Source organism: Acidovorax sp. KNOB132 (assembly GCF_057541515.1).
In genome coordinates this window covers 36,856-59,463 of the sequence record NZ_BAAJYT010000004.1, presented here as the reverse complement: position 1 = coordinate 59,463, position 22,608 = coordinate 36,856, and the positions used below count along the sequence as shown (strand labels likewise).

General features: G+C 69.4%; 19 protein-coding genes and 1 pseudogene. 7 read left to right on the top strand and 13 right to left on the bottom strand.

Annotation, left to right across the window (positions count from 1 at the left end; genetic code table 11):
- Positions 1 to 53 precede the first annotated feature (53 nt).
- Genes AC27IO_RS01550 through lptF form a run of 3 tightly spaced genes read right to left on the bottom strand, consistent with a single transcriptional unit; the run spans position 54 to position 2,640 of the window.
- On the bottom strand, positions 54 to 449 hold the full coding sequence (locus AC27IO_RS01550) for a sirohydrochlorin chelatase (protein ID WP_284430871.1): 396 nt from the start codon (positions 447 to 449) through the stop codon (positions 54 to 56).
- Entirely contained in the window at positions 446 to 1,549 is a 1,104-nt protein-coding gene (gene lptG / locus AC27IO_RS01545) for an LPS export ABC transporter permease LptG (RefSeq protein ID WP_284430872.1), read from the bottom strand. Before lptG ends, AC27IO_RS01550 begins: the two co-directional genes overlap by 4 nt.
- Positions 1,546 to 2,640 (bottom strand): LPS export ABC transporter permease LptF, encoded by a 1,095-nt coding sequence (gene lptF, locus AC27IO_RS01540; RefSeq protein WP_272563754.1) that lies wholly within the window; start codon positions 2,638 to 2,640, stop codon positions 1,546 to 1,548. The genes lptG and lptF overlap by 4 nt, the downstream gene beginning before the upstream one ends.
- A 23-nt stretch (positions 2,641 to 2,663) precedes the next feature.
- Here lptF and AC27IO_RS01535 point away from each other — a divergent pair.
- The 4 genes and pseudogenes from AC27IO_RS01535 to AC27IO_RS01520 all read left to right on the top strand — a co-directional run bounded on the left by AC27IO_RS01535 (position 2,664) and on the right by AC27IO_RS01520 (position 6,456).
- Positions 2,664 to 4,197: pseudogene (locus tag AC27IO_RS01535) on the top strand (leucyl aminopeptidase).
- Positions 4,194 to 4,628: a DNA polymerase III subunit chi gene (locus AC27IO_RS01530; RefSeq protein ID WP_284430874.1), complete on the top strand. Its 435-nt coding sequence runs from the start codon at positions 4,194 to 4,196 to the stop codon at positions 4,626 to 4,628. Before AC27IO_RS01535 ends, AC27IO_RS01530 begins: the two are co-directional and overlap by 4 nt.
- Before the next feature lie 291 nt (positions 4,629 to 4,919).
- Positions 4,920 to 5,165, top strand: a complete 246-nt coding sequence (locus AC27IO_RS01525) for a hypothetical protein (RefSeq protein WP_498736910.1) — start codon at positions 4,920 to 4,922, stop codon at positions 5,163 to 5,165.
- Between the two features lie 160 nt (positions 5,166 to 5,325).
- A complete protein-coding gene (locus AC27IO_RS01520; protein WP_272563750.1) occupies positions 5,326 to 6,456 on the top strand; it encodes a branched-chain amino acid ABC transporter substrate-binding protein in 1,131 nt (376 codons plus the stop codon).
- 133 nt (positions 6,457 to 6,589) lie between these two features.
- Here the strand turns inward: AC27IO_RS01520 and AC27IO_RS01515 are convergent, their stop codons facing one another.
- Entirely contained in the window at positions 6,590 to 7,597 is a 1,008-nt protein-coding gene (locus AC27IO_RS01515) for a D-2-hydroxyacid dehydrogenase family protein (protein WP_284412378.1), read from the bottom strand.
- A 349-nt stretch (positions 7,598 to 7,946) separates the two neighbouring features.
- On the opposite strand from AC27IO_RS01515, the gene AC27IO_RS01510 reads away from it, so the two are divergent.
- Complete coding sequence (locus tag AC27IO_RS01510) at positions 7,947 to 9,650, top strand: long-chain fatty acid--CoA ligase (protein WP_498736907.1); 1,704 nt, start codon at positions 7,947 to 7,949, stop codon at positions 9,648 to 9,650.
- A 15-nt stretch (positions 9,651 to 9,665) separates the two neighbouring features.
- Here the strand turns inward: AC27IO_RS01510 and AC27IO_RS01505 are convergent, their stop codons facing one another.
- Positions 9,666 to 10,049 carry a PilZ domain-containing protein gene (locus AC27IO_RS01505; RefSeq protein ID WP_284400318.1) on the bottom strand — a complete coding sequence of 128 codons (384 nt, stop codon included), beginning with the start codon at positions 10,047 to 10,049 and terminating at the stop codon, positions 9,666 to 9,668.
- A gap of 120 nt (positions 10,050 to 10,169) precedes the next feature.
- Here AC27IO_RS01505 and AC27IO_RS01500 point away from each other — a divergent pair, with 120 nt between their 5' ends.
- Together AC27IO_RS01500 and AC27IO_RS01495 are read left to right on the top strand one after the other, a co-directional pair.
- Positions 10,170 to 10,919 (top strand): 2OG-Fe dioxygenase family protein, encoded by a 750-nt coding sequence (locus tag AC27IO_RS01500; protein WP_284426889.1) that lies wholly within the window; start codon positions 10,170 to 10,172, stop codon positions 10,917 to 10,919.
- A 135-nt stretch (positions 10,920 to 11,054) separates the two neighbouring features.
- On the top strand, positions 11,055 to 11,492 hold the full coding sequence (locus tag AC27IO_RS01495; RefSeq protein WP_272552433.1) for a universal stress protein: 438 nt from the start codon (positions 11,055 to 11,057) through the stop codon (positions 11,490 to 11,492).
- A gap of 125 nt (positions 11,493 to 11,617) precedes the next feature.
- Here the strand turns inward: AC27IO_RS01495 and AC27IO_RS01490 are convergent, their stop codons facing one another.
- The 8 genes from AC27IO_RS01490 to gcvP all read right to left on the bottom strand — a co-directional run bounded on the left by AC27IO_RS01490 (position 11,618) and on the right by gcvP (position 22,594).
- Positions 11,618 to 12,601, bottom strand: coding sequence for a Bug family tripartite tricarboxylate transporter substrate binding protein (locus AC27IO_RS01490; RefSeq protein WP_284426888.1), 984 nt, complete (start codon positions 12,599 to 12,601; stop codon positions 11,618 to 11,620).
- 126 nt (positions 12,602 to 12,727) lie between these two features.
- Positions 12,728 to 13,486 (bottom strand): SDR family NAD(P)-dependent oxidoreductase, encoded by a 759-nt coding sequence (locus AC27IO_RS01485; protein WP_498736903.1) that lies wholly within the window; start codon positions 13,484 to 13,486, stop codon positions 12,728 to 12,730.
- A 133-nt stretch (positions 13,487 to 13,619) separates the two neighbouring features.
- Positions 13,620 to 14,321 (bottom strand): RluA family pseudouridine synthase, encoded by a 702-nt coding sequence (locus tag AC27IO_RS01480; RefSeq protein ID WP_498736901.1) that lies wholly within the window; start codon positions 14,319 to 14,321, stop codon positions 13,620 to 13,622.
- On the bottom strand, positions 14,305 to 16,500 hold the full coding sequence (locus tag AC27IO_RS01475; protein WP_498736899.1) for a PAS domain-containing hybrid sensor histidine kinase/response regulator: 2,196 nt from the start codon (positions 16,498 to 16,500) through the stop codon (positions 14,305 to 14,307). The genes AC27IO_RS01480 and AC27IO_RS01475 overlap by 17 nt, the downstream gene beginning before the upstream one ends.
- Positions 16,501 to 16,691: 191 nt before the next feature.
- Positions 16,692 to 18,029 carry an MFS transporter gene (locus AC27IO_RS01470; protein ID WP_498736897.1) on the bottom strand — a complete coding sequence of 446 codons (1,338 nt, stop codon included), beginning with the start codon at positions 18,027 to 18,029 and terminating at the stop codon, positions 16,692 to 16,694.
- A gap of 82 nt (positions 18,030 to 18,111) precedes the next feature.
- A complete protein-coding gene (locus tag AC27IO_RS01465; RefSeq protein ID WP_498736895.1) occupies positions 18,112 to 19,131 on the bottom strand; it encodes a MerR family transcriptional regulator in 1,020 nt (339 codons plus the stop codon).
- Between the two features lie 22 nt (positions 19,132 to 19,153).
- Positions 19,154 to 19,501, bottom strand: a complete 348-nt coding sequence (locus AC27IO_RS01460; protein WP_442867280.1) for an FKBP-type peptidyl-prolyl cis-trans isomerase — start codon at positions 19,499 to 19,501, stop codon at positions 19,154 to 19,156.
- A gap of 174 nt (positions 19,502 to 19,675) precedes the next feature.
- Positions 19,676 to 22,594, bottom strand: coding sequence for an aminomethyl-transferring glycine dehydrogenase (gene gcvP, locus AC27IO_RS01455; RefSeq protein WP_498736893.1), 2,919 nt, complete (start codon positions 22,592 to 22,594; stop codon positions 19,676 to 19,678).
- Positions 22,595 to 22,608: the final 14 nt, after the last annotated feature.

The following is a 22,608-nucleotide window of genomic DNA, read 5'->3' as shown; positions in this document are numbered from 1 at the left end:
GCGGCTGTCCAATTTTCGAAGGGCCCACCGCAGGCCCCCGTCTGAAGCCCACGTCAGGCCGAGCCGGCGATCTCGGCCATCAATGCGGTCATGCGCGGATCTTCGCCGATCGCGCCCTGAACCTCGAACTGCACGCCGGGGTGCGTGGCGCGCAGTGTCTGTACCAGGAGTGGAAGGTCCTCGCGGGCGTGCTTGCCCGTGCCCAGGAACATCGGCACCACCGTCACCTGCCGGGCACCTTCGTCCACCAGCGACTGCACGGCCTGCGCGAGGTCGGGCGTGGTCAATTCGAGATAGGCGCAGCGCACCCGCAGTTCGGGGCGATGCTGCTGCAGGTGGACCTGGACCGCCTCCATCGGGGCGCGCCACAGCGGGTCGCGCGAACCATGGGCGAACAGGACAACGCCTCGGGGTGGGGTAGCAGTCAACGCGTGTGGTCCTTGGTTCATCGGCGCAGCACCAACCAGCCGAAAGCGGCCAGCGAAAGCACCGAGTAGATCAGCCCCGGCGCCGCCGCAGTGAGCCAGGGTGACCAGTTCTGCAGGTTGCCCGCGTAGCCGAAAACGTTGTTCAGCAGGAAGAAGCTGATGCCAGCCATCACCCCGCCGAACACATAGCCCGCGATGCCACCCGAGCGGAAATGCAGGTAGGCGAAGGGCAGCGAGAGCACCACCATCACCAGGCAGCTGAGCGGGTAGAACACCTTGCGCCAGAACTCGATCTCATAGCGCTGCGCCGACTGGCCGTTGGCCTCCAGATGCCGGATGTACTGGAACAGGTCGATGGTCGCCATGCGGTCGGGCTTGAGCAGCGCCGCGGACACCATGTCGGCGCTGATGCGCGTGGGCCAGCGCAGTTCGGCCTCCTGCAGGCGCTCCACCCGTGCTTCCGCCTCGCCGCTGCGATGGAACACGCTGCGCTTGACCTGTTTCAGCTCCCATTGGTCGTTGCCGACCGTGCCGCTGGCGGCCTGCAGGGTGGAGGCCACCCGGCCGTCCGCATCGAACTCGAATACGCGGATGTTGAGCATGCCGCCATCGGGGCTGAGCGCACGCACGTTCACGGCCATCGAATGGGTGCCCTGGCGCTCCTTGAGCCAGGCGCCCGTCGCGCCGGTGGTCAGTTGCCCCAGGTGCCGCGCCTTGACCAGTTGCGCCGCGCGGTCGGTCATCGGTGCGATGTAATCGCCGACGGCGAAGGTCAGCATGACGAACCCCAGGCCCAGCACCAGCAGTGTGCGCAACGCACGCCAGGGCCCCAGGCCGCTGGTGCGCATGATGGTGAACTCCGAGCTTTGCGCCAGCCGCGCCATCACGAAGATCGTGCCGATCAGCACCGTGATCGGCAGCAGCTCGTAAAGGTGGCTGGGAATGCTGAGCGCGACGAACAGCATGGCATGGGACAGTTGGTAGCCGTCCGGCCCCGTGCGGCCCACCCAGCGCAGTTCATCGACCATGTCGAAGAAGAAGAACAGCGCGAGAAAGCCCAGTGTGACGAAAGCCACGGCCGACAGGGCTTCGCGGTAGATCAGGCGGCGGATCGTCTTCATGCCCGGCCTCCACGGCGCCACAGCATGCTGGGCGACCAGCGATGGTGGCGTGCCGTCAGCAGCGCCAGGCCCAGGGCCAGCGTGCCGCCGTGCAGCAGCAGCATGAACGGCACCACGCCGAGCCGTCCGGAACTGATCCAGCTTTGTCCCAGGGTCATGAGGTTGTAGTAGACGACGAAGGCGAACAGCGCCAGCACCAGGCTGCTGCTGCGACCGGCGCGGGGGTTCACGCTGGCCAGCGCGAGCCCCATCACCACGAAATTGAGGGCGGCCACCGCCAGGCCGAAACGCCAGCCCAGTTCGGCGCGGAAGGCCGGCTCGGCCGAGGCCAGCAGGGCAGGGGTGGAGATGGTCTTGACGGCCTGCTCATCCTGCGCGCCCGGGGGCGCCGATCCGATGCGGGTGCCGTACTCGATGAACTCGCTCACCTTGAGCCCGGGCTTGTCCACGGTCGTCTCCAGGCGCTGGCCGTCGCTCAGCAGCACCATACGCTCGCCGTTGCGCGTCTCCAGCCGGGCGCTGCGGGCGGATGTCACGGTCTCGCGGCCGCGCTCGGTCGAGGCGATGAAAACGTTGCTGGCCTGTTCGTTGTCCGGGCTTTCCCGGTCGATGAAGAACACGCGGCTGCCGTTGGCGGACTCCTGGAATTCACCGGGCGCGATGCGGTCCACGTCCCCGCGCTGTTCGTACTGCACCTTGAGGGCCTGGATCTGCTGGTTGGCCCAGGGCCAGATCACCAGGGCCAGGGTCGCGATGACCAGCATCACGGGCCAGGCAAAGCGCAGCAGCGGAGTGAGCAGGTTGATGAGCCCCCGGCCACTGGCGAACCAGATCACCATCTCGCTGTCGCGGTACATGCGCGAGAGCGTTCCGACCACGGCCACGAACAGGCTCAGGCTCAGGATGGTGGGCAACTGCCCGAGCACGGTGAAGCCCATGACGAGCATCACGTCGGAGGGATTGACGCTGCCGCGCGAGGCCTGGCCGAGCGTGCGGATCAGCATCATGGTCATGACCACGGTGACCAGCACCACCAGGGTCGCGCCGAAGCTGCGCGCCAGCTCCTTGCGAATGGATGAATCGAATAACATTGGCTCGAAGGAAAACACCGATTATGAACTTCGATCTGAAGACCCTGAGCCTTGACGGCGCCGCCGCCGAGAAATGCGACCTGCTGGCCATCGTGGTGGCCGACGGCGCGAAACCCGCCGGCGGTGCGTTGCCCAGCCTGATCGCCCATGCCCTCAAGAACGGCGACTTCGACACCAAGGCCGGCAAGAGCCTGCAGCTGTACCAGATGCCCGCCGTGGCCGCTCGCCGCGTGGTGCTGCTGGGCGGTGGCGACGGCTCCGCGCGCGCCACGCGCCAGGCCATCCTGGCTGCGGCCTCTTTGCTCAAATCCCCCCAGGTCAAGCGCGCCGCGGTGTGCTTCGCCGCGCCCCCCCGTCAGCGGGGCCGTCTGCGCCGCCGTGCAGGCGCTGGCCGAAGCCACCTACATCTATACCGCCACCAAATCCAAGACCGAGCCCCGCGTGCTGTCGCGCGTGGTGCTCGGCGTGGTGGACGCCGCTGCCGCCAGGTCCGAGTTCGCGCGTGGCGCAGCGTTGGTGTCGGGCATCGAATATGCCCGCGAGTGGGCCAACCGCCCGGCCAACCATGCCACGCCCACGCTGCTGGCGGGCGCCGCGAAGGCACTGGCCAAGTTCCCCTCCGTCCAGTGCAAGGTGATGGGCCCCGCAGAAGCCGCCAAGCTGGGCATGGGTGCGTTTCTGGCGGTGGCGCGCGGCTCGGAAGAGCCGCTGCGCTTCATCGAGTTGCGCTATGACGGCGGCGTTCGCGGGCAGGCGCCCACGGTGCTGATCGGCAAGGGCATCACCTTCGACACAGGCGGCATTTCGATCAAACCCGCGGCCGAGATGGACGAGATGAAGTTCGACATGGGCGGCGCCGCCAGTGTGCTGGGCGTGTTCCGCGCACTGGCCGAACTTAAGCCCTCCATCAACGTGGTGGGCCTCATTCCCGCGTGCGAGAACATGCCCGATGGCCGTGCGGTCAAGCCCGGCGACGTGGTCACCAGCATGAGCGGCCAGACCATCGAAGTGCTGAACACCGACGCCGAAGGCCGGCTGGTGCTGTGCGATGCCATTACCTACGCCGCGCGCTTCAAGCCGGCGGCGATGGTGGACATCGCCACCCTGACCGGCGCCTGCGTGGTCGCGTTGGGCGGCCTGCGCAGCGGCCTGTTCGCCACCGACGACGCGCTCGCGCAAAGCCTGCAGGCGGCTGGCGATGCGGCGCTCGATCCGTGCTGGCGCATGCCGCTGGACGACGAATATGGCGAGGGGCTCAAAAGCAACTTCGCCGACATGGGGAATGTGGCCGGGCGGGCTGGCGGCGCCATCACGGCGGCCAAGTTCCTGCAGCGTTTCGTGGGCGACACCCCGTGGGCGCACCTGGACATTGCCGGCACGGCCTGGAAGGGTGGCGCCGCCAAGGGCGCCACGGGCCGGCCGGTCGGCTTGCTGGTGCAATACCTGCTCGATGCGGCGGCGCAACCCCGGGCCAAGGCGCCGGCGCGCAAGCCGGTGCAAGGCCGCGCGCGCGCCGCGCGTGTCGGCCCGCTGATCGCGCCCACCGGTTGGCCATGACGGAAATCGCTTTCCACTTCAACGCGCCGGACAAGCTGGCCTATGCCTGCCGCTTCGCGCGCAAGGTGCTGCGCAGCGATGCCCGGCTGGTCATCACGGGGCCGGAGTCCGCGCTTGACGGCCTGGACCGCGCGCTCTGGGCGATGGCTCCGCAGGATTTCGTTGCCCACTGCAACGAGCGCGACGGTGACGACCTGCGCGAGGCCTCGCCCGTGCTGCTGGCGCAGGACCTGCGCCTGGCGCCGCACCACGAGGTGCTGCTGAACCTGGGCGGTACGGTGCCCCAAGGCTTCGAGCGGTTCGGCAAGCTGGTGGAGGTGGTGAGCGCGCACGACGAGGCCGACCGCAGCGGTGCGCGCGACCGGTGGCGCCACTATGCGTCGCGCGGCTACCAGATCGTGCGGCACGACCTCGTGCTGAAAGGCGCTTAATGTCTTCACCACCCAAGGCGCCCCCCAGATTTGTGCCCACACTCACCGATGTGGTGCAGCTTTCGGACGGCGTACCCGGCGTGGGGCAGCCGAGCCCCGCGGTGCCGGGTGCGGCGGCCCCTGCAGTGCCCGCGGTTTCGCCGTCGTTCGTCAAGCCTCCCGTGGTCGCCGGGTTGCCGCCCCGGCCGGTCCTGTCGCCTGTCATGGCGCCGGCCATGGCGCGGTCTGCCACGCCGCCCGTTCCCCCGGCGGCGGCCCACACCCCCGCGCCTTTGCCGGCCCCCCGCGCCCATGGACTTGGCCCTGCCGGCTGCCGGGCTGAAGGACATCGAAGAGGTGGTGATCCACCGTGTCATGCAGCGCGTCGACGTGGTGCTGGACCAGCGGCTGCGCGAGGCGATCGCCACCGTGGTCATGGAGCAGACCCGCTCCATGGTGCCCCGGCTGCGCGAAGAAGTGGAGTCGGTGGTGCGCCATGCGGTGTACGAAGCCGTGGCCGAAGAGCTGGCTGGACACCCCGGAGCGTCCTCCGTTTGACCTCCTTCGGGGGTGCGTTGGGTCAGTGACAGGGTATTCCCCTGTGGTTTCTGCCGCATGTCATCGTGTTCCCTAGTGATCTGGCCCATAAATTGCGATATGTTTCCGGCGTTGAGACACAACAATATTTCTCAGCGCTCACCCCTTAATGGAGATTCATATGCAACTGAAGTTGAAACTGACCGTGGTTGCCGCTATCGCGGCTTTTGCCGGCGCGGCCTCTGCACAAGAGCAGGTGGTCAAGATCGGTCACGTGGGACCGGTTTCCGGCCCACAAGCCCACTACGGCAAGGACAACGAAAACGGCGCCCGCATGGCAGTTGAAGAACTGAATGCCCAAGGCGTCACGATTGGCGGCAAGAAGATCAAGTTCGAACTGCAGGCGGAAGACGATGCTGCAGATCCGAAGCAAGGCACCGCCGCCGCACAGAAGCTGTGCGATGCAAAGGTTGCTGGCGTGGTGGGCCATTTGAATTCCGGCACGACCATCCCTGCCTCCAAGGTGTACAACGACTGCGGCATTCCCCACGTCACCGGCGCCGCCACCAACCCCAACCTGACCAAGCCAGGCTACAAGACGACGTTCCGCATCATCGCCAACGACAACGCCCTGGGCGCTGGCCTGGCGTTCTACGCGGCCGACACGCTGAAGCTCAAGACCGTGGCCATCGTCGATGACCGCACGGCCTACGGCCAGGGCGTTGCCGACGTGTTCAAGAAGACGGCGGCCGCCAAGGGCATGAAGGTGGTGGACGAGCAGTTCACGACCGACAAGGCCACCGACTTCATGGCCATTCTGACGGCCATCAAGTCCAAGAACCCCGATGCGGTGTTCTACGGCGGCATGGACCCCCAGGCCGGCCCGATGCTGCGCCAGATGGAACAGCTGGGCATGGGCAACGTGAAGTACTTCGGTGGCGACGGCATCTGTACCGCTGAAGTGGCCAAGCTGGCCGCCGGCGCCAAGACGCTGAACAACGTGGTCTGCGCCGAAGGCGGCGCTTCGCTGGCCAAGATGCCTGGCGGCACCGCATGGCGCGCCAAGTACGACGCCAAGTACCCCAACCAGTTCCAGGTGTACAGCCCCTACACCTACGACGCCACCATGCTGCTGGTCGATGCCATGAAGCGTGCCAACTCGTGGGATCCGAAGGTCTACATCCCTGAACTGCAAAAGTCCAACTACAAGGGCGTGACGGCCAACATCGCCTTCGAACCCAATGGCGAACTGAAGAACCCCGCCATCACCCTGTACGTGTACAAGGACGGCAAGAAGACGCCTCTGAACTGAGCGCGCAGCGGCACCGCCGGTTGAAAGACCGGTGGTCCACGCCAAGCAAAAGGCCTCCGGTTCGGAGGCCTTTTTTCATGGTGCGGCTGAAACGGGCCGCGCTCGATTCCGGTGTGGCCGGGGGATGGGCGCTTCAGCGCCGGACCTGCAGCGCGCCCGGGTTCACGATGTTGGTGGGCGTGCCCCGGATGTAGTTGACGACGTTGTCGAAAGCGGCCCCGAAGTACAGCTCGTAGCTGTCCTGCTCCACGTACCCGATGTGCGGCGTGCAGATGCAGTTCTCCAGCCGCAGCAGGGCATGGCCCTGCAGGATGGGCTCGCTCTCGAACACGTCCACGGCGGCCATGCCGGGGCGGCCGCGGTTCAGGGCGGCGATGAGCGCATCGGCCTCGATCAGTTCGGCACGCGAGGTGTTCACCAGCAGCGCGGTGGGCTTCATGCACGACAGGTCTTCCAGCCGGATGATTCCGCGTGTCTCGTCGTTCAGGCGCAGGTGCAGCGAGATGACGTCGCACTGGGCGAAGAACTCCTCGCGCGTGGTCGCCACCTGCAGCCCGTCGCTCAGGGCCTGGGCGCGCGAGGCCTCGCGGCCCCACACCCGCACATTCATGCCGAAGGCCCGGCCGTAGCCGGCGACGATCTGCCCGATGCGCCCATAGCCCCACAGGCCCAGCGTCTTGCCCCGCAGCACGGTGCCAACACCGAAGTTGGGCGGCATCGATGCCGCGCGCAGGCCCGACTGCTGCCAGGCGCCATGCTTGAGGTTGGAGATGTACTGGGGCAGGCGGCGCATCGCGGCCATGATGAGCGCCCAGGTCAGTTCAGCCGGCGCCACCGGCGATCCCACGCCTTCGGCCACCGCGATGCCGCGCTCGGTGCAGGCCGCCACGTCCACGTGCGGGCCGATCTTGCCGGTCTGCGCGATGAGTTTGAGGCGCGGCAGCTTTTCGACCAGCTGGCGCGAGATGTGGGTGCGTTCGCGCACCAGCACGATGATGTCCGCGTCCTTCAGGCGCACCGAAAGCTGGCCCAGCCCCTTGACGGTGTTGGTGTACACCTTGGCGTTGTAGGGGTCCAGGCGTGCGGCGCAATGCAGTTTGCGCACTGCGTCCTGGTAGTCGTCGAGAATGACAATGTTCATGTTGTCCGTAAAACCCGCAAGCTGCGGGGCAGGGCCTGTGGGGGGGCCTGCCGCAGAAATCGAAAGAATCGTGCCGCGCGGCCTGCCGGGCCCGGGCGGTGCCGGCGGGGCAGGGCGCTTGGCCCAGCCGCACATTGTCGTTGATGCGCGCGGCCGCGTCGCCGCGCAAGCCCGCTCAAAGCGCCGGTGCGGGACACGCGGTTACAAAAGTCTTCGTCCTGGCACCATTGCCGCACCTCGGCGGGCCATGGGCAGACCGGGTCGCCCACGCGACGGGCCGTAGGGGGCATCCCCGATGCCGGGCCCGGGGCAGGTCACTAGGCTGCAAGCGAAAGGAACCGAATCGCCCATGCCTGCCCACCACGCCTTCTGGCCCCGCCGCCTGCCGCACGCGCTCACGCCGCCCGCCACTTCCCTCTGGGACAACCTGGCGATCAGCGCCCGCCGCTACCCGGACAAGCCGGCACTGGTGTTCTTCGGGCGCACGCTGACCTACCGCGCGCTCGCCGACGGTGCCGAGCGGATGGCAGCGCACCTGCATGCCCTGGGCGTGCGGCAGGGCGACCGCGTCTTGCTGTGCACGCAGAACTGTCCGCAACTGGTGCTGGCGCACTTCGCCATCCTGCGGGCCAACGCGGTCGTCGTGCCGGTCAATCCGATGAACCGGGCGCAGGAACTCACCCACTACATCACCGACCCCGACGCACGCGTGGCCATCACCACGGCCGACCTGGCCCCCGAGCTGGTGCAGGCCAGCGATGCGCTGGCGCCGGGCGCGGGCCTGGCCCACCTGGTGGTGGCGCAGTTCACCGATGCGTTCTCGCCCGAGGAGGCCGGCGCCGACGCGATTCCGCCGGCGTGGCGCGACTGGCTCTGCACCCGCCACCCGCTGCCGGTCCTGGCCGGCGGCCAGGTGCATGCCTGGACGGGTGCGCTGGCCTGCACGGCGCCCGCCCCGGATCTCACGGTCGGGCCCGAAGACCTGGCCGTGCTGCCCTACACCAGCGGCACCACCGGCCTGCCCAAGGGCTGCATGCACCCGCACCGCAGCCTCATGCACAACGCGGTGGCCAGCAGCCTGTGGGGCACCGCCACGCCCGAGAGCGTGACGCTGGCCGTCGTGCCCATGTTCCACATCACCGGCATGGTCAGCGTGATGCACTCCTGCATCTACGTGGGGGCCACTCTGGTGCTCATGCCGCGCTGGGACCGGGATCTGGCCGGGCGGCTCATCTCCCGCTACCGCGTGAGCAACTGGACCAACATTCCCACGATGGTGATCGACCTCATGGGCAGCCCGAACTTCGGCCAGTACGACCTGTCCAGCCTGGTGTACATCGGCGGCGGCGGCGCGGCCATGCCGCAGGCGGTGGCGCAGCGGCTGTTCGAGCAGTACGGCCTGCGCTACACCGAGGGCTACGGCCTCACCGAGACCGCCGCGCCCTCCCACACCAACCCGCCGGACCACCCCAAGCAGCAGTGCCTGGGCATTCCGTTCATCAGCACCGATGCCCGCATCATTGACCCCGACACGCTGCAGGAGCTGCCCGCTGGCGAGCAGGGCGAGATCGTGATCCACGGCCCGGGTGTTTTCAGCGGCTACTGGAAGCTGCCCGGGCCCACGGCCTCGGCCTTCATCGACCTGGACGGCAAGCGGTTCTTCCGCTCGGGCGATCTGGGGCGGGTGGACGACGAGGGGTATTTCTTCCTGACCGACCGGCTCAAGCGGATGATCAACGCCAGCGGCTTCAAGGTCTGGCCGGCCGAGGTGGAGGCGCTCATGTTCCGCCACCCGGCGATTCAGGAGGCCTGCATCATCGCCGCGCGCGACAGCTACCGAGGCGAAACGGTCAAGGCCGTGGTGGTGCTGCGCCAGGAGCACCGCGGGCAGGTGACCGGCGAAGACATCATCGCCTGGTGCCGAGACCACATGGCCGTGTACAAGGTGCCCCGCGTGGTGCAACTGGTGGACGCGCTGCCCAAGAGCGGCAGCGGCAAGGTGATGTGGCGGGCCTTGCAGGAGGCCGAGCTGGCCAGCCCTGCCGCCGCCTGACGGGCCGCGCCGCGCCTATTGCGCCGCGTGCGCGGCAATGAGCTCCGCCAGGTCCCGCTCCAGCAGGGCGGGATCGCCCAGCTGCAGCTCGATCACGCGGCGCAGGTGGGTCACGCTGTCCAGGTCCATCGTGCGGCACTGCAGGCCGGCATGCGGGCCTTCGATGTGCACGATGTCGCCGGTCATGGCGATGTGGTCGTTGTCGGCCGACAAGGCGATCACCAACTGGCACGGCGCGCCGGCTGGCAGTTGGGCGGCCGCGGGCTCCGCACCCAGGGCGAGCAGCGCGCCTTGCAGCGACAGGTCCAGCACCTGCACGTCGAACGTGCCCAGGCCGGTGGTGAGCAGCGCGGGTGCATCGAAAGCCACACGGACGTAGTGGCGGCGTTCATGGGGCATGGCGGATTCCTGGAATGGCGAAGGCCCCGCCATGCTACTGCACGGTGGTGATGCCGCCAGCGGATGGCTGGCACTTTTGCGCCAGGTTCCATGGGCGGGCCGGGTTAAGCTTGGCCGCCTATGGCGCACATCACCTTCTCCCCTCCGTACCTGCCACCGGACCAAGTGGCAAGCCATCTGCGCAGCGCCGGCTATGCCGTGCTGCGGCCTGCCGACACCGCGGCGTGGATCGGTTGCCCGCTGGGCGAGCTCCAGGCGCTGCACGCCGACTGGAGCGGCCTGCCGCCCGATGAGTTCCTGAAGGACGGCGGGCGGTACCGCCGCCGCCGCCACGCGAGCTTCGTCGCCGATGGCGACAGCGTGCAGGCGGTGCCCCACCGCGCGCACTGGCAGCCGGTGGAATACAACGCGCTGCACGGCGGCATGCAGCGGATGTTCGCGCCGATGCTGGACACCACCGTGGCGCGCCCGGCGTGGCGGCAATTGATCGCCGCGCTGGCCCGCGTGTCGCAGCAGGCCCTGGCCACGCAGCCCGAGCGCTGGTTCGTCGAGGCGCACCAGTTCCGCATCGACACCACCGACGGCATCGGCCGGCCCACGCCCGAGGGCGCGCACCGCGACGGCGTGGACCTGGTGGCGGTTTTCCTCGTCGGCCGCGAGCGGGTCAAGGGCGGCGAGACGCGTATATTCGAAGCGTCCGGGCCCAGCGGGCAGCGCTTCACGCTCAGCGAGCCCTGGTCGCTGATGCTGCTGGACGATGCGCGCATGATCCACGAGACCACGCCCATCCAGCCGCTGGCCGACGGTGGTTTCCGCGACACGCTGGTCGTGACCTGCCGGCGCGGAGGCTTCCAGGACGCGCCGGCCTGAAGGCCATGACTTGATGCGGATCAACGGCCGGCCAACCGGTCGCCGCGACACTGGGGCCTGACGCGGGCACGGATCGCGCAGGCGATCCCCCCGGCCCAGGCCCTGCCTGATCCATCAACCGAAGGAGAAGTAACCATGTTCAAGCACATCCTGATTCCCGTGGACGGCTCGCCGACCTCCATGACCGCCGTATCCAAGGCCGCCGGCCTGGCCAAGGCGTTCGGTGCGGCCGTGACCGCGGTGTACGTGGTGGACCCGTACCCGTTCACGGGTGTGGGCGCGGACTTTGCCTATGGCCAGTCGCAGTACCTGAGCGCTGCGACGGCCGAGGCCAACGTGGCGCTGGACGGCGTCAAGAAGGCCATGCAGGAAGCCGGCGTTCCGGTGACGGCGGTGGTGGGCGAGGGCCATGCGGTGCACGACGGCATCCTGCGTGCGCTGGAGACCAGCCAGGCCGACCTGATCGTGATGGGCTCGCATGGCCGCCGCGGCCTGGAAAAGCTGGTGCTGGGCAGCGTGACGCAGCGCGTGCTGGGCGCGGTGCACGTGCCCGTGCTGGTGGTGCGCGACTGATCGCCAGTCGATGCCATGGGGGCCGGCGTTGACCCGGCCCTCAAAGCAAAACGGCTCCCTCGGGAGCCGTTTTGCATGGGGCGCGTTGCTTGCAGGCAGCAGGGGGCACAAGGCCCGTGCCGCACCTATTCGATCTTCGCGCCGGAGGCTTCCACGATGCCCTTCCACTTCGCGTAGTCGGTCTTGAGCAGCGTGGAGAACTGCGCGGCCGACAGCGACTCGGGCTCGGCGCCCTGGGCCTGGATGGCGGCCTGCATCTCCGGCGAGGCCAGCAACTTGTTGACCTCGGCGTTCACCGTGGTCACCACGTTGGCGGGCGTGCCGGCCGGCGCGAAGATGCCGTACCACGAACTCACGTCGAAGCCCTTGTAGCCCGACTCGGCCACGGTGGGCACGTCGGGCAGCGACGAGCTGCGCTTGGCCGAGGTGACGGCCAGCGGGCGCAGCTTGCCCGACTTGATCTGGCCCATCGCCGAGGGCACCGAGGACACCAGCAGGTCCACATTGCCCGCCAGCGCGTCCATCAGTGCGGGGTTGGAGCCCTTGTACGGAATGTGGCTCAGCTTGATGCCTGCGGCCTTTTCGAACAGGTCGCCGGCCAGGTGGATGGTGGTGCCGTTGCCGGGTGAGCCGTAGGTGATCTTGCCGGGTTCGGCGCGGGCGGCGGCCACCACGTCGGCCAGGGTCTTGAAGCGGGAGTTGGCGCCGGTGGCAATGATCACCGGCGTGTAGGCCACGTGGGCCACGGCGACCAGGTCCTTGGTCGGGTCCCAGGGCAGGTTCTTGTAGAGCCAGGGCGCGACGACCAGGTTGTCCTTCTGGCCCATCACCAGGTCGTAGCCGGTGGGGGCGGCCTTCACGGCCTCGGTGATGCCGATGGTGCCGCCGGCGCCCGCGCGGTTGTCGGGCACCACGGTCCACTTGGTCACCTCGGTCAGCTTGGTGGCCACCAGGCGCGAGAGGATGTCGGTGCCGCCGCCGGGCGGGAAGGGCACGATCAGGCGCACCGGCTTGGTGGGGTAGGTGGCGGCGGGAGGGGGCGTCTGCGCCTGGGCGGTGGCGCCCAGCGCCAGGGCGAGCGCGGTGAAGGAAAGCAGGCTGCGGATCATCGGTCGTGTCTCCATTTTTTGCGGGGGAAGTTCAAGCCAGTCGATGCAAGGCAAAAATGGCCTTCAGCGCAATATTATCTAGGGCATATTGCTATTGAAAGCATAGCGTTTGCACGGGGGTGGCCCTCAGGCGTCGCGCACGTCGGCCACGGGCGTTTCGCCGAAGTCGGCACGCTCCAGCCAGGCCAGCACGCGCGCCGCCGCATCGGCGGGCGAGGTGAGCTGGCCGCCCGACTTGAGGTTGGCGAAGTTCTGCACATCGGGGAAGTCGGCGGCGCTCGCATCGCGCAGGTGGGCCTGCATGTCGGTGTCGATCACGCCGGGCGCGAGCGAGCACACCTTGGCGCCGTTCGGCTTGGCGGCCTCGTCCAGCGCCAGGCAGCGAGTGAAGTGGTCCATGCCCGCCTTGGCGGCGCAATAGGCGGCCTGCGAGGCCATCGCGCGGCGCCCCAGGCCCGAGGAGATGTTCAGCACCTTGCGCGGCACCGGCCAGTTCTCGGTGGCGCCCAGGAAGGCGCCGCTCAGCTGCATCGGGGCCTCCAGCCCGACGCGCAGCGCGTGCGCCAGATCGGCCGGGTCGCTGCCCGAGAGCGGTGCGATGCGCGGCACCACGCCGGCGTTGTTGATGAGGGTGGCGCTGGCGTACTCGCCGGCCGGCACGTTGGCCAGCCAGGTGCGCAGGCGGGCCGCAGCGTGCAGGCCCTGGGACAGGTCCTGCTCCCACTGCTCGAGCGTGGCGCCGGCCTGGGCGGCTTCGGCGGCCAGTTCGGGATGGGCGTTGCGTGAGAGGGTGAGCAGCGCGTGGCCGGGCTGCAGCAGCTGGCGGGTCATCGCCAGGCCCATGCCGCGCGAGGCGCCGGTCAAGATCGTGAGGTGTTTTGGCATCCGGCGATGGTACTGCGTGGACTGCGGGCGTGGCCGGCGGGGGCTTCGAGGGCGCACCGGTTTCCGCGGCTAAGCATGCTATTAAAAATATAGCGATATGCCCTGGTGTTGATTGTGCTGGTGGCCTGAAACACTAAAAGGGCGTGGGGCACGAAAACGCCATGGGCTGCCCGGTGCGCGGATGCGTGAACGCCACCTGGCGCGCATGCAGCAGCAGGCGCGGCGCGCGGGCCTGCACCGCCCCGGGCGCATACAGCGCATCGCCCAGGATCGGGTGGCCGATGGCCGCCAGGTGCACGCGCAGCTGGTGGGTGCGGCCGGTCACGGGCTGCAGTTCGACGCGGGTGGTGTGGGCGGCGGTGTCGTGGGCGATCACGCGCCAGTGGGTCAGGCTCGGCTTGCCCTGTGCGGCGTCGATCACGCGCAGCGGGCGGCGCTCCCAGTCGGCGGCGATCGGCAGGTCGATCGCCTGCCAGCCGTCGGTGCTCCCATCGGCGGCGGACGGCGCGGGCGCGGGGCCCTGCACCACGGCCTCGTAGCGCTTGTCCACCTGCCGTGCGGCGAAGGCGTCGCCCAGCGTGCGCTGGGCCGTCGCGTGCCGCGCCATGAGCACGATGCCGGAGGTCGCCTGGTCCAGCCGGTGCACCACCAGGGCGTCCGGCCAGTGCTGCAGCGCACGGGCGCTCAGGCAGTCCTGCTTGTCGGGGCCGCGCCCCGGCACGCACAGCAGGCCCGAGGGCTTGGCCAGCACCAGCAGGTCGTCGTCGGCGTACAGGCAATCGGGCGGCGGTGCGGCTTTCCCGGCGCCTGGCACCACCTCAGTGGCGTCCGCCATCGGCCGGGTCATCGGGGCCCTTGGCCGTGCCATGCACCAGCTGGTGCACGGTGGCGCAAAGCTCTTCCACGTCGTTGGGCTTGTGGATGAGGGCGCTCGCGCCTTCGGCCAGGGCCGATTGTTCGATCTCCGCGGTGACGTGGCCCGAGGCCAGGGCCACCGGCAGGTCGGGACGGATGCGCTTGGCCTCGCGCACCAGGTCCACGCCGCAGTAGCCGGGCATGTTGTAGTCGGTCACCAGCAGGTCGTAGTTGCGCGGGTCGGCGCGCAGGGCCTCGGTGGCTTCGTGCGGATCGGTGAACCCGGTCACCTGGTAGCCGCGGCGGCGCAGCAGGCGCCGCACGAGGAAGACCAGCGCCTCGTCGTCGTCCACGTACATCACGTGCGCGTGCGCTCGTCCGCGCTCTGCACGGGCGGCGGGGCGGCGGGCTGGGGGGGCGTGCGGCGGCGCGCTCGGTGCCGAATCCGGCGCCACGGGGAAGTACAGCGTGAAGCGGCTGCCTTCGCCCGGAGCGCTGTGCACATCCACCGCGCCGCCGTGCGTGCGCATCACGCCGTGCACCACGGCCAGGCCCAGGCCGGTGCCCTGGCCCACGGGTTTGGTGGTGAAGAAGGGCTCGAAGATGCGCTGCTGCGTGGCCGCGTCGATGCCCGGGCCGTTGTCCACCACGGTGAGCGCGACGTACTCGCCCAGGGGCAGGCCCAGGCGCTCGCACAGCCGCAGGTCGGGCTCCAGGGCCGAGGCCTCCATGCTGACGATGCCGCGCGCCTCGCCGATCGCATGGATGGCGTTGGTGCACAGGTTGAGCAGCGCCTGCTCGACCTGGGTGGCGTCGGCCAGCACGGGCGGCAGCCCCGCATCCAGGCGCATGCGCAGCTCGATGGCGGGCGGCAGGGTCACGCGCAGCAGCCGCTCGGTGTCGTGCATGGCGTCGTGCACGCTCACGGCGGTGCGCTGCGGCGGTTCGTTGCGGCTGAAGGTGAGGATCTGGCGCACCAGGTCGCGCGCGCGGCGGCCGGCCTTGTCGATCTCGCGCAGGCTCTCCAGCACGGGCGAGGCGGCGTCGCAGTCGGCCTTGGCCAGCTCGACGTTGCCCAGGATGGCGCTCAGGATGTTGTTGAAGTCGTGGGCGATGCCACCGGCCATGGTGCCCACGGCCTGCATCTTGTGCGACTCGCGCAGCTGCGCTTCCAGCTCGCTGCGGTGGGCTTCGGCCTTCTTGCGGCCGGTGAGGTCGCGCGCGAAGACGGTGGTGGTCTCGCCCTCGGCATGGCGCTCGAACGACATGCTCACCTCCACCGCCAGCTCCTTGCCGCTGGCGGTGCAGGCCACCATCTCACCCAGCACGGCCTGCGTGGTGAGCTGCGCGAACGCCAGCGCCTGCGCCGCATCGGGCAGGAAGCGGTCGAGCCGGCTGCCCATGGCGTCGGCCGTGGCGCACTGGAACAGCGCGGCCGCCGTGGGGTTGAAGACGGTGATGCGCTGGTGCTGGTCCACGCACAAGATGGCATCGAGGGCGGAGTTGATCACCGCCTCCAGCCGCCGCTCGCTGGCGTGCAGCTGGGCATTGCGCTCCTGCAGGGCCTGGGCGCTTTGCTGCAGCGCCTGGCGCTCGGTGAGCAGCGGTCCCTGGTCGATCACGGCGCACAGGAATTGCAGCACCGGCGGGCCGCTTTCCTGGGGCGCCTCAATGCGGGCGATGTGCAGGTCGCCGGTGATGGTGCCGCCCGAGCCCACAGGAAACACCACCTCGGTGGCCTCGCTGTGGCCGAGTTCGCGCGCCTGCGCGAAGGCCTCGCGCACGCGTTCGGCGTCGGCCGCGCTCACGAACGGCATGAGCGAAGTGACGGGACGGTCGGCCTCGGTGGGCTGGAAGGAGCGGTGCGCCATGGAGTTGGCCTGCACCACCATGTCATGTTCGTCGAGCACCATGAGCGACAGCGGCACGCTGGCGAACAGCGTCTCGAAGCGCTCCGAGGCGCTTTCCGCCGCGGCCTGGCTGTAGCGCAGCACTTTGTTCTGCACCTCCAGCTCGGCCTGGTAGGCGCGCAATTCGCCGATCAGCGCGGCCACGGGGCCCTCGGCCCGGCTCGCGGGCGCGCGGCGCTCGGGCGGAATGGGCGCGGGCGGGTTCTCCGAGCCCGGGGGCAGGAGCAGGGAAAGATCAGGACGGCTCATGGGCGGGGCAGCGACGGCAGGCAGAGCGGCAGCGGCGCCAGCGCCGCACGGAAGGGGCTCAGTGTACGCCCGCCCCTGGGTGCCGGCCAGCCGGTGGCCTGCTGCAGGAAGTGCCTTTCACGCGGCGGCGCGGCGAAGCCCTTTCCGGCCATCGGCAAGCGTCCACCGGGCCGGTGACGCCACGCCGCGGTTCAGCGCGGCACGGTGCCCGGCGCGTCGTTCACCTGCCGCAGCGGCGTGAGCAGGAAGGCCAGCGCCGCCACCGCCACCAGCGCGCCGCCGCAGGCCGCGAACAGCTGGGCCAGCGTGATGCCCTTCATGGCCCAGCCCGTGGCGGCGGCGGAGATCGGCGCCAGCCCCATGAAGATGAACATGAACAGCGCCATCGCCCGGCCGATGAGAGCCGGCGGCACCCGCTGCTGGATCCACGTGAAGATGCGCACCTGCATGAAGCCGCCCAGCAGGCCGATGGCCAGCATGAGCGCAACCCCTTGCCAGAGGGTGCCGATCACGCCCATGGGCATGAACAGCAGGCCGATGGTGGCGTCGAATGCCAGCAGCGTCATCCCCAGGCTGCCCCAGCGCAGGCGCGGCAGCATGCCCGAGGCCACCATGCCCGCGAGCGTGCCGGCACCGTGGGCGCCCACCAGCGCGCCGAACGCGGCGGCGCCCAGGTGGGGCAGGCTGCTCGCCAGCACCGGCATGGCGATGTGCAGCGGCCCCATGATGAGCACCGCCACGGCGCTCCAGTAGAGAAAGCAGGTGCGCAATTCGCGGTCGCGCCAGAAGTGCGCCAGGCCCTGCGCCACCGAAGCCAGCACCGCGGGCGGGGCGGTGCCCTGTCCGGCGGGGCGGTTGGGACTGGCGGATGTGGCTGGCGCCGTGGCCAGCAGGCGCACTTTCGACAGCGTCCAGGCCGACACGCCGAAGCTGAGCGCATCGAGCCCGAAGGCAATGCCGATGCCCGTTGCGTTGGCCATGGTGCCGGCGCCGTCCGCACGGCTGCCGTCGCCGAACAGGGCGATCAGCAGGCCGGCCAGCAGTGGCCCCAGGAACATCGTGAGCTGCCGCAGGCCCATGCTGATGCCGTTGGCCGCCTGCAACTGCGTGCGCGGCACCACGTGCGGCAGCATGGCCGTGCCGGCCGGGATGCTGAAGGCGGTGGCCAGGCCGATGGCCAGCGACAGCGCATAGACCATCCACAGCGTGAGCGCACCCGTCAGCACCAGCCCGCTGAGCAGGCCCAGCAAGGCCAGGTTGGCGTATTTGGTGCGCATCAGCACCTGCTTGGGCGAGTGGCGGTCCACCAGGGCGCCGCCGATCAGGATGAACAGCGCGCGCGGCACGCTCATGAGGGCCAGCACCGTCCCGAGCACCAGCGTGTCGCCGGTCATCTGCAGCACGAGCCAGGGCAGGGCGATGAGCGTGAACTGGTCGCCCAGAAGAGTGAGGGCCGTGCCGCTGACCATCCAGCGGAAGTTGGAGTCCTGCAGCAATGCGGCGCGCGGGTGTTGGGGCGAAGGGGTCATGGGTCGGTCCGTTGGCTGCGCAGGGGCAGCGATGGGGGCCGACTGTGAAGCCTCACGTAGCGTGAGGGTCAAGCCATTTTTTTCAGGGCGATGGCGCGGCGGCTGGCAGGCGCGGCACGGCGTGCAGGTAGTTGCGCACGGGCTCGCTCAAGGGAGAGCCGGCGCGCAGCAGGGGCTCGCTGGCCGATGCGCGCATCAGCTTGGCGCGCAGCCCCGCGTCGTTGCGGCAAAGGGTGCCGAACAGGGTGTCCCAATGCGCGGCGGCCGCCCGCGCGCGCGGATGGCCCGGGGGAATGCCCTGGTCCAGCAACTGCTGCACTTCCTGTTCCAGGTGCTGCCATTGCGTGTGGTGTACCTGGCCCAGCCGGCGCAGGTCGTCACGGTCCAGGTAGCGCAGCAGCAGGTCCATGCGCAACTGGATGGCGCCTTCGATGTACCGGATCATGTCGCCCGGCGGCGCATGGTTGCGGCCCTGGGTGCTGGGCTCGGTGCGGAACATGTGGCCCCAGCGTTCCAGCAGGTCCATGTCGCCGTCCATCCAGTGCAGCATCAGCGCCATCCATCGGTAGGCCAGCGCCTGGACTGCGGGCGCATCGATCGGCAGGCCTTCGTCCATGGCCTGGCGCACCTGGTCCCTGACGACCAGCCAGTCCGCTTCGATGCGGTGCCAATGGGAGAAGATGTGCTTGAGCTCGGCCGCGCTGAAGTATTTGCCATAGGTGGCCATGAGCGCCAGCGCCTGCAGCCAGTCGCCCATGTCGGGCTCGGCGCCGGACTCCAGCCCGTCGCGCAGCAGCGACAGGCGGCCGCGCAGCTCGGTGGCCTGCGCGATCTGCTGGTCCAGCGCGCGGATCTGCTGCCCGATGATCTGCTCGGGCGCCATGCCGTCGCCCGCCAGCAGGGCCGCGATGTCGCTGAGCGGCAGGCCCATCTGTCGCAGCGTCTGGATGCCGTGCAGCCGCTGCACGTCGGACGGGCTATAGAGGCGGTAACCCGCCCCGGACCGGCCCGAGGGCTTGAGCAAACCCACCTCGTCGTAATGGTGCAGCGTGCGCACCGTGAGGCCGGTGCGCCGGGCCAGCTCGCCGACCTGGAGCAGCATGGATGGCGGGGCCTCGGACGGGTCAGCGGACCGAGATCAGTTCGATTTCGAAGTTCAGCGTGGCGTTGGGGGGAATGACGCCGCCCGCGCCGCGCTCGCCGTAGGCGATGGCCGGCGGGCAGGTCAGCTTGGCCTTGCCGCCCGGCTTCATGCGCTGCACGCCTTCGGTCCAGCAGGGAATGACGCGGTTGAGCGGAAACTCGGTGGGCTCGCCGCGCTTGTAGGAGCTGTCGAACTCCTTGCCGTCCGGCAGCGTGCCCTTGTAGTGCACCTTGACGGTGTCCGTGGCCTTGGGCGAGGTGCCGGTACCTTCTTTCAGCGACTCGTACACCAGCCCGCTGGGCAGGGTGACGGGGGCGGTCTGCGCCATGGCGGCGGGAACGATCACAAGCCCGGCAAGCAGGGCGCACAAGGAATTTCGCACGAAAGCATCTCCTGAAAAAAGGTAGCCCGCGATCTTAAAGAGTCTGCCCGCGGCCCTGTCACCCCATGTTGGAGGGCCAGGCCGGCCGGGCCCGTGGCGCGGCCGGCGCACCCCTCGCCGTCACGCGTAATCGCTCACCGGAATGCAGCTGCACGACAGGTTGCGGTCGCCCCAGACGTTGTCCACGCGGCCGACCGGCGACCAGTACTTGCTGCGGCGCAAGGCGTCCACCGGAAAGGCCGCGGTCTCGCGGGCGTAGGGCCGCGTCCATTCCGGGGCGAGCAGGCTCTCGGCCGTGTGGGGCGCGTGCTTGAGCGGGTTGTCGTCCTGCGGCCAGGCGCCGGATTCGATCTGGCGGATCTCCTCGCGGATGGCGATCATCGCGTCGATGAAGCGGTCCAGCTCGGACAGCGTTTCGCTCTCGGTGGGCTCGACCATCAGCGTGTTGGGCACCGGGAACGACAGAGTGGGCGCATGGAAGCCGTAGTCGATCAGGCGCTTGGCCACGTCCTCGGCCATCACGCCGCTGGTTTCCTTCAGGCCCCGCAGATCCAGGATGCACTCGTGGGCCACGTGGCCGTTGGCGCTCGCGTACAGCGTGGGGTAGTGGTCCTTCAGGCGCGCGCTGATGTAGTTGGCCGACAGGATGGCCGTCTCGGTCGCGGCCTGCAGGCCCTCGGCGCCCATCATGCGGATGTACATCCAGCTGATCGGCAGCACGGCGGCATTGCCCAGCGGGGCGGAGCTGACCGCGCCCACGCCGTTGGCAGCGTTCGCGTCGTCACCCAGGGCGCCTTGCGCGGCCGCGGTGCGGTGGCCCGGCAGGTAGGGCACCAGGTCGGCCACCACGCACACGGGGCCGACGCCGGGGCCGCCGCCGCCGTGCGGGATGCAGAAGGTCTTGTGCAGGTTCAGGTGGCTCACGTCGCCGCCGAACTCGCCGGGGGCGGCCACGCCCACCAGGGCGTTCATGTTGGCGCCGTCCACGTACACGCGCCCGCCGTGCTGGTGCACCAGCGCGCACAGCTCCTTCACCTGCGTTTCGAACACGCCGTGCGTGCTGGGATAGGTGATCATCACGCAGGCCAGGTGCGCGCTGTGCTGCTCGCACTTGGCGCGCAGGTCGGCCAGGTCCACATTGCCGTTGGCATCGCAGGCCGTCACCACCACCTGCATGCCCACCATCTGGGCGCTGGCGGGGTTGGTGCCGTGCGCGCTGCTGGGGATCAGGCAGATGTTGCGGTGGCCCTCGCCCTGGGCCGCGTGGTAGGCCTTGATGGCCAGCAGGCCGGCGTATTCGCCCTGCGAGCCCGCGTTGGGCTGCAGGCTGATGCCGGCGTAGCCCGTGGCCTCGCACAGCCAGGCGCGCAACTGTTCGTCGAGCAGGCGGTAGCCCCGCTGCTGGTCGGCCGGGGCGAAGGGGTGCACGTTGGCGAATTCGGGCCAGGTGATGGGGATCATCTCGCTGGTCGCGTTCAGCTTCATGGTGCAGCTGCCCAGCGGGATCATGCTGCGGTCCAGCGCCAGGTCCTTGTCGGACAGCTGGCGGATGTAGCGCAGCATGCCGGTCTCGGAATGGTGGGTGTTGAATACCGGGTGCGTGAGGAAGGCGCTGGTGCGGCGCAGCCCCGTGGGGATCAGCGGCTCCACGCCCTTCTCGAAGGCGGCGAAGGTGGGCAGCGCCTGGCCGTCCCGGGCGAACACCTTCCACAGCAGCTCGATGTCGGCACGCGTGGTGGTCTCGTCCAGCGAGATGCACAGGTAGTTCTCGAAATAGACGCGCAGGTTGGCGCCCAGCGAGACGGCGCGGGCCGCGATGGCTTGCGTCGCGCCTTCGGTGTGCAGCGACAGCGTGTCGAAGGCGGCCTGCGGGCGCAGCGGCGCACCCAGTTGCTCCAGCCCCTTGGCCAGGATGGCGGCGTAGGCGGCCACGCGCTGGGCGATGCGCATCAGGCCCTGGGGCCCGTGGTAGACGGCGTACATGCTGGCCACCACGGCGGGCAGCACCTGGGCCGTGCAGATGTTGGAGGTGGCCTTTTCGCGGCGGATGTGCTGCTCGCGCGTCTGCAGCGCCAGGCGGTAGGCGGGCTTGCCGTGCACGTCCACGCTCACGCCGACCAGGCGGCCGGGCAGGGAGCGCTTGTACTCGTCGCGGCAGGCCATGAAGGCGGCGTGCGGGCCGCCCGCGCCCATGGGCATGCCGAAGCGCTGCGTGGTGCCCACCACAATGTCCGCACCCCATTCGCCGGGCGGCGTGATGAGGGTGAGGGCCAGCAGGTCGGCCGCGGCGATGAAGGCCGCGCCCTTGGCATGCGCCTTGGCGGCATCGGCCGCCAGGTCGTCGATGCAGCCGCTGGTGGCGGGGTACTGCGCCAGCACGGCGAAGTAGTCGCCGTCCAGCGCGTCATTCCACTCGGCCAGCGAATTGGCCAGCACCACCTCGATGCCCAGCGGCGCGGCGCGCGTCTGGATCACCTCGATGGTCTGCGGGTGCGCGTCGCCGGCCACGATGAAGCGCGTGCTTTTCGATTTGACCGAGCGCTTGGCCAGCGTCATGGCCTCGGCCGCCGCGGTGGCCTCGTCCAGCATGGAGGCGTTGGCGATGGGCATGGCCGTGAGGTCGCACACCATGGTCTGGAAGTTGACCAGCGCCTCCATGCGGCCCTGCGAGATCTCGGCCTGGTACGGCGTGTAGGCCGTGTACCAGGCGGGGTTCTCCAGGATGTTGCGCAGGATGACGCCGGGCGTGTGCGTGCCGTGGTAGCCCTGGCCGATGAAGCTGCGCAGCACCTGGTTCTGTGCGGCGATGGCCTTCAGTTCGGCCAGTGCCGCGGCTTCCGTCGTGGCGGGCGGCAGGTCCATGGTCCGGCTGCGCGCGATGGAGCGCGGCACGATGCCGTCCACCAGCGCGCGGCGCGAGGCCTCGCCGATGGCGGAGAGCATGTGCTGTTCGTCCGCCCCGTCGATGCCGATGTGGCGGGGCAGGAACTCGGTGGCGTTTTCAAGCGCGCCAAGCGGCAGGGCGGATTGCATCAGCATGGAAGAGGACCGTG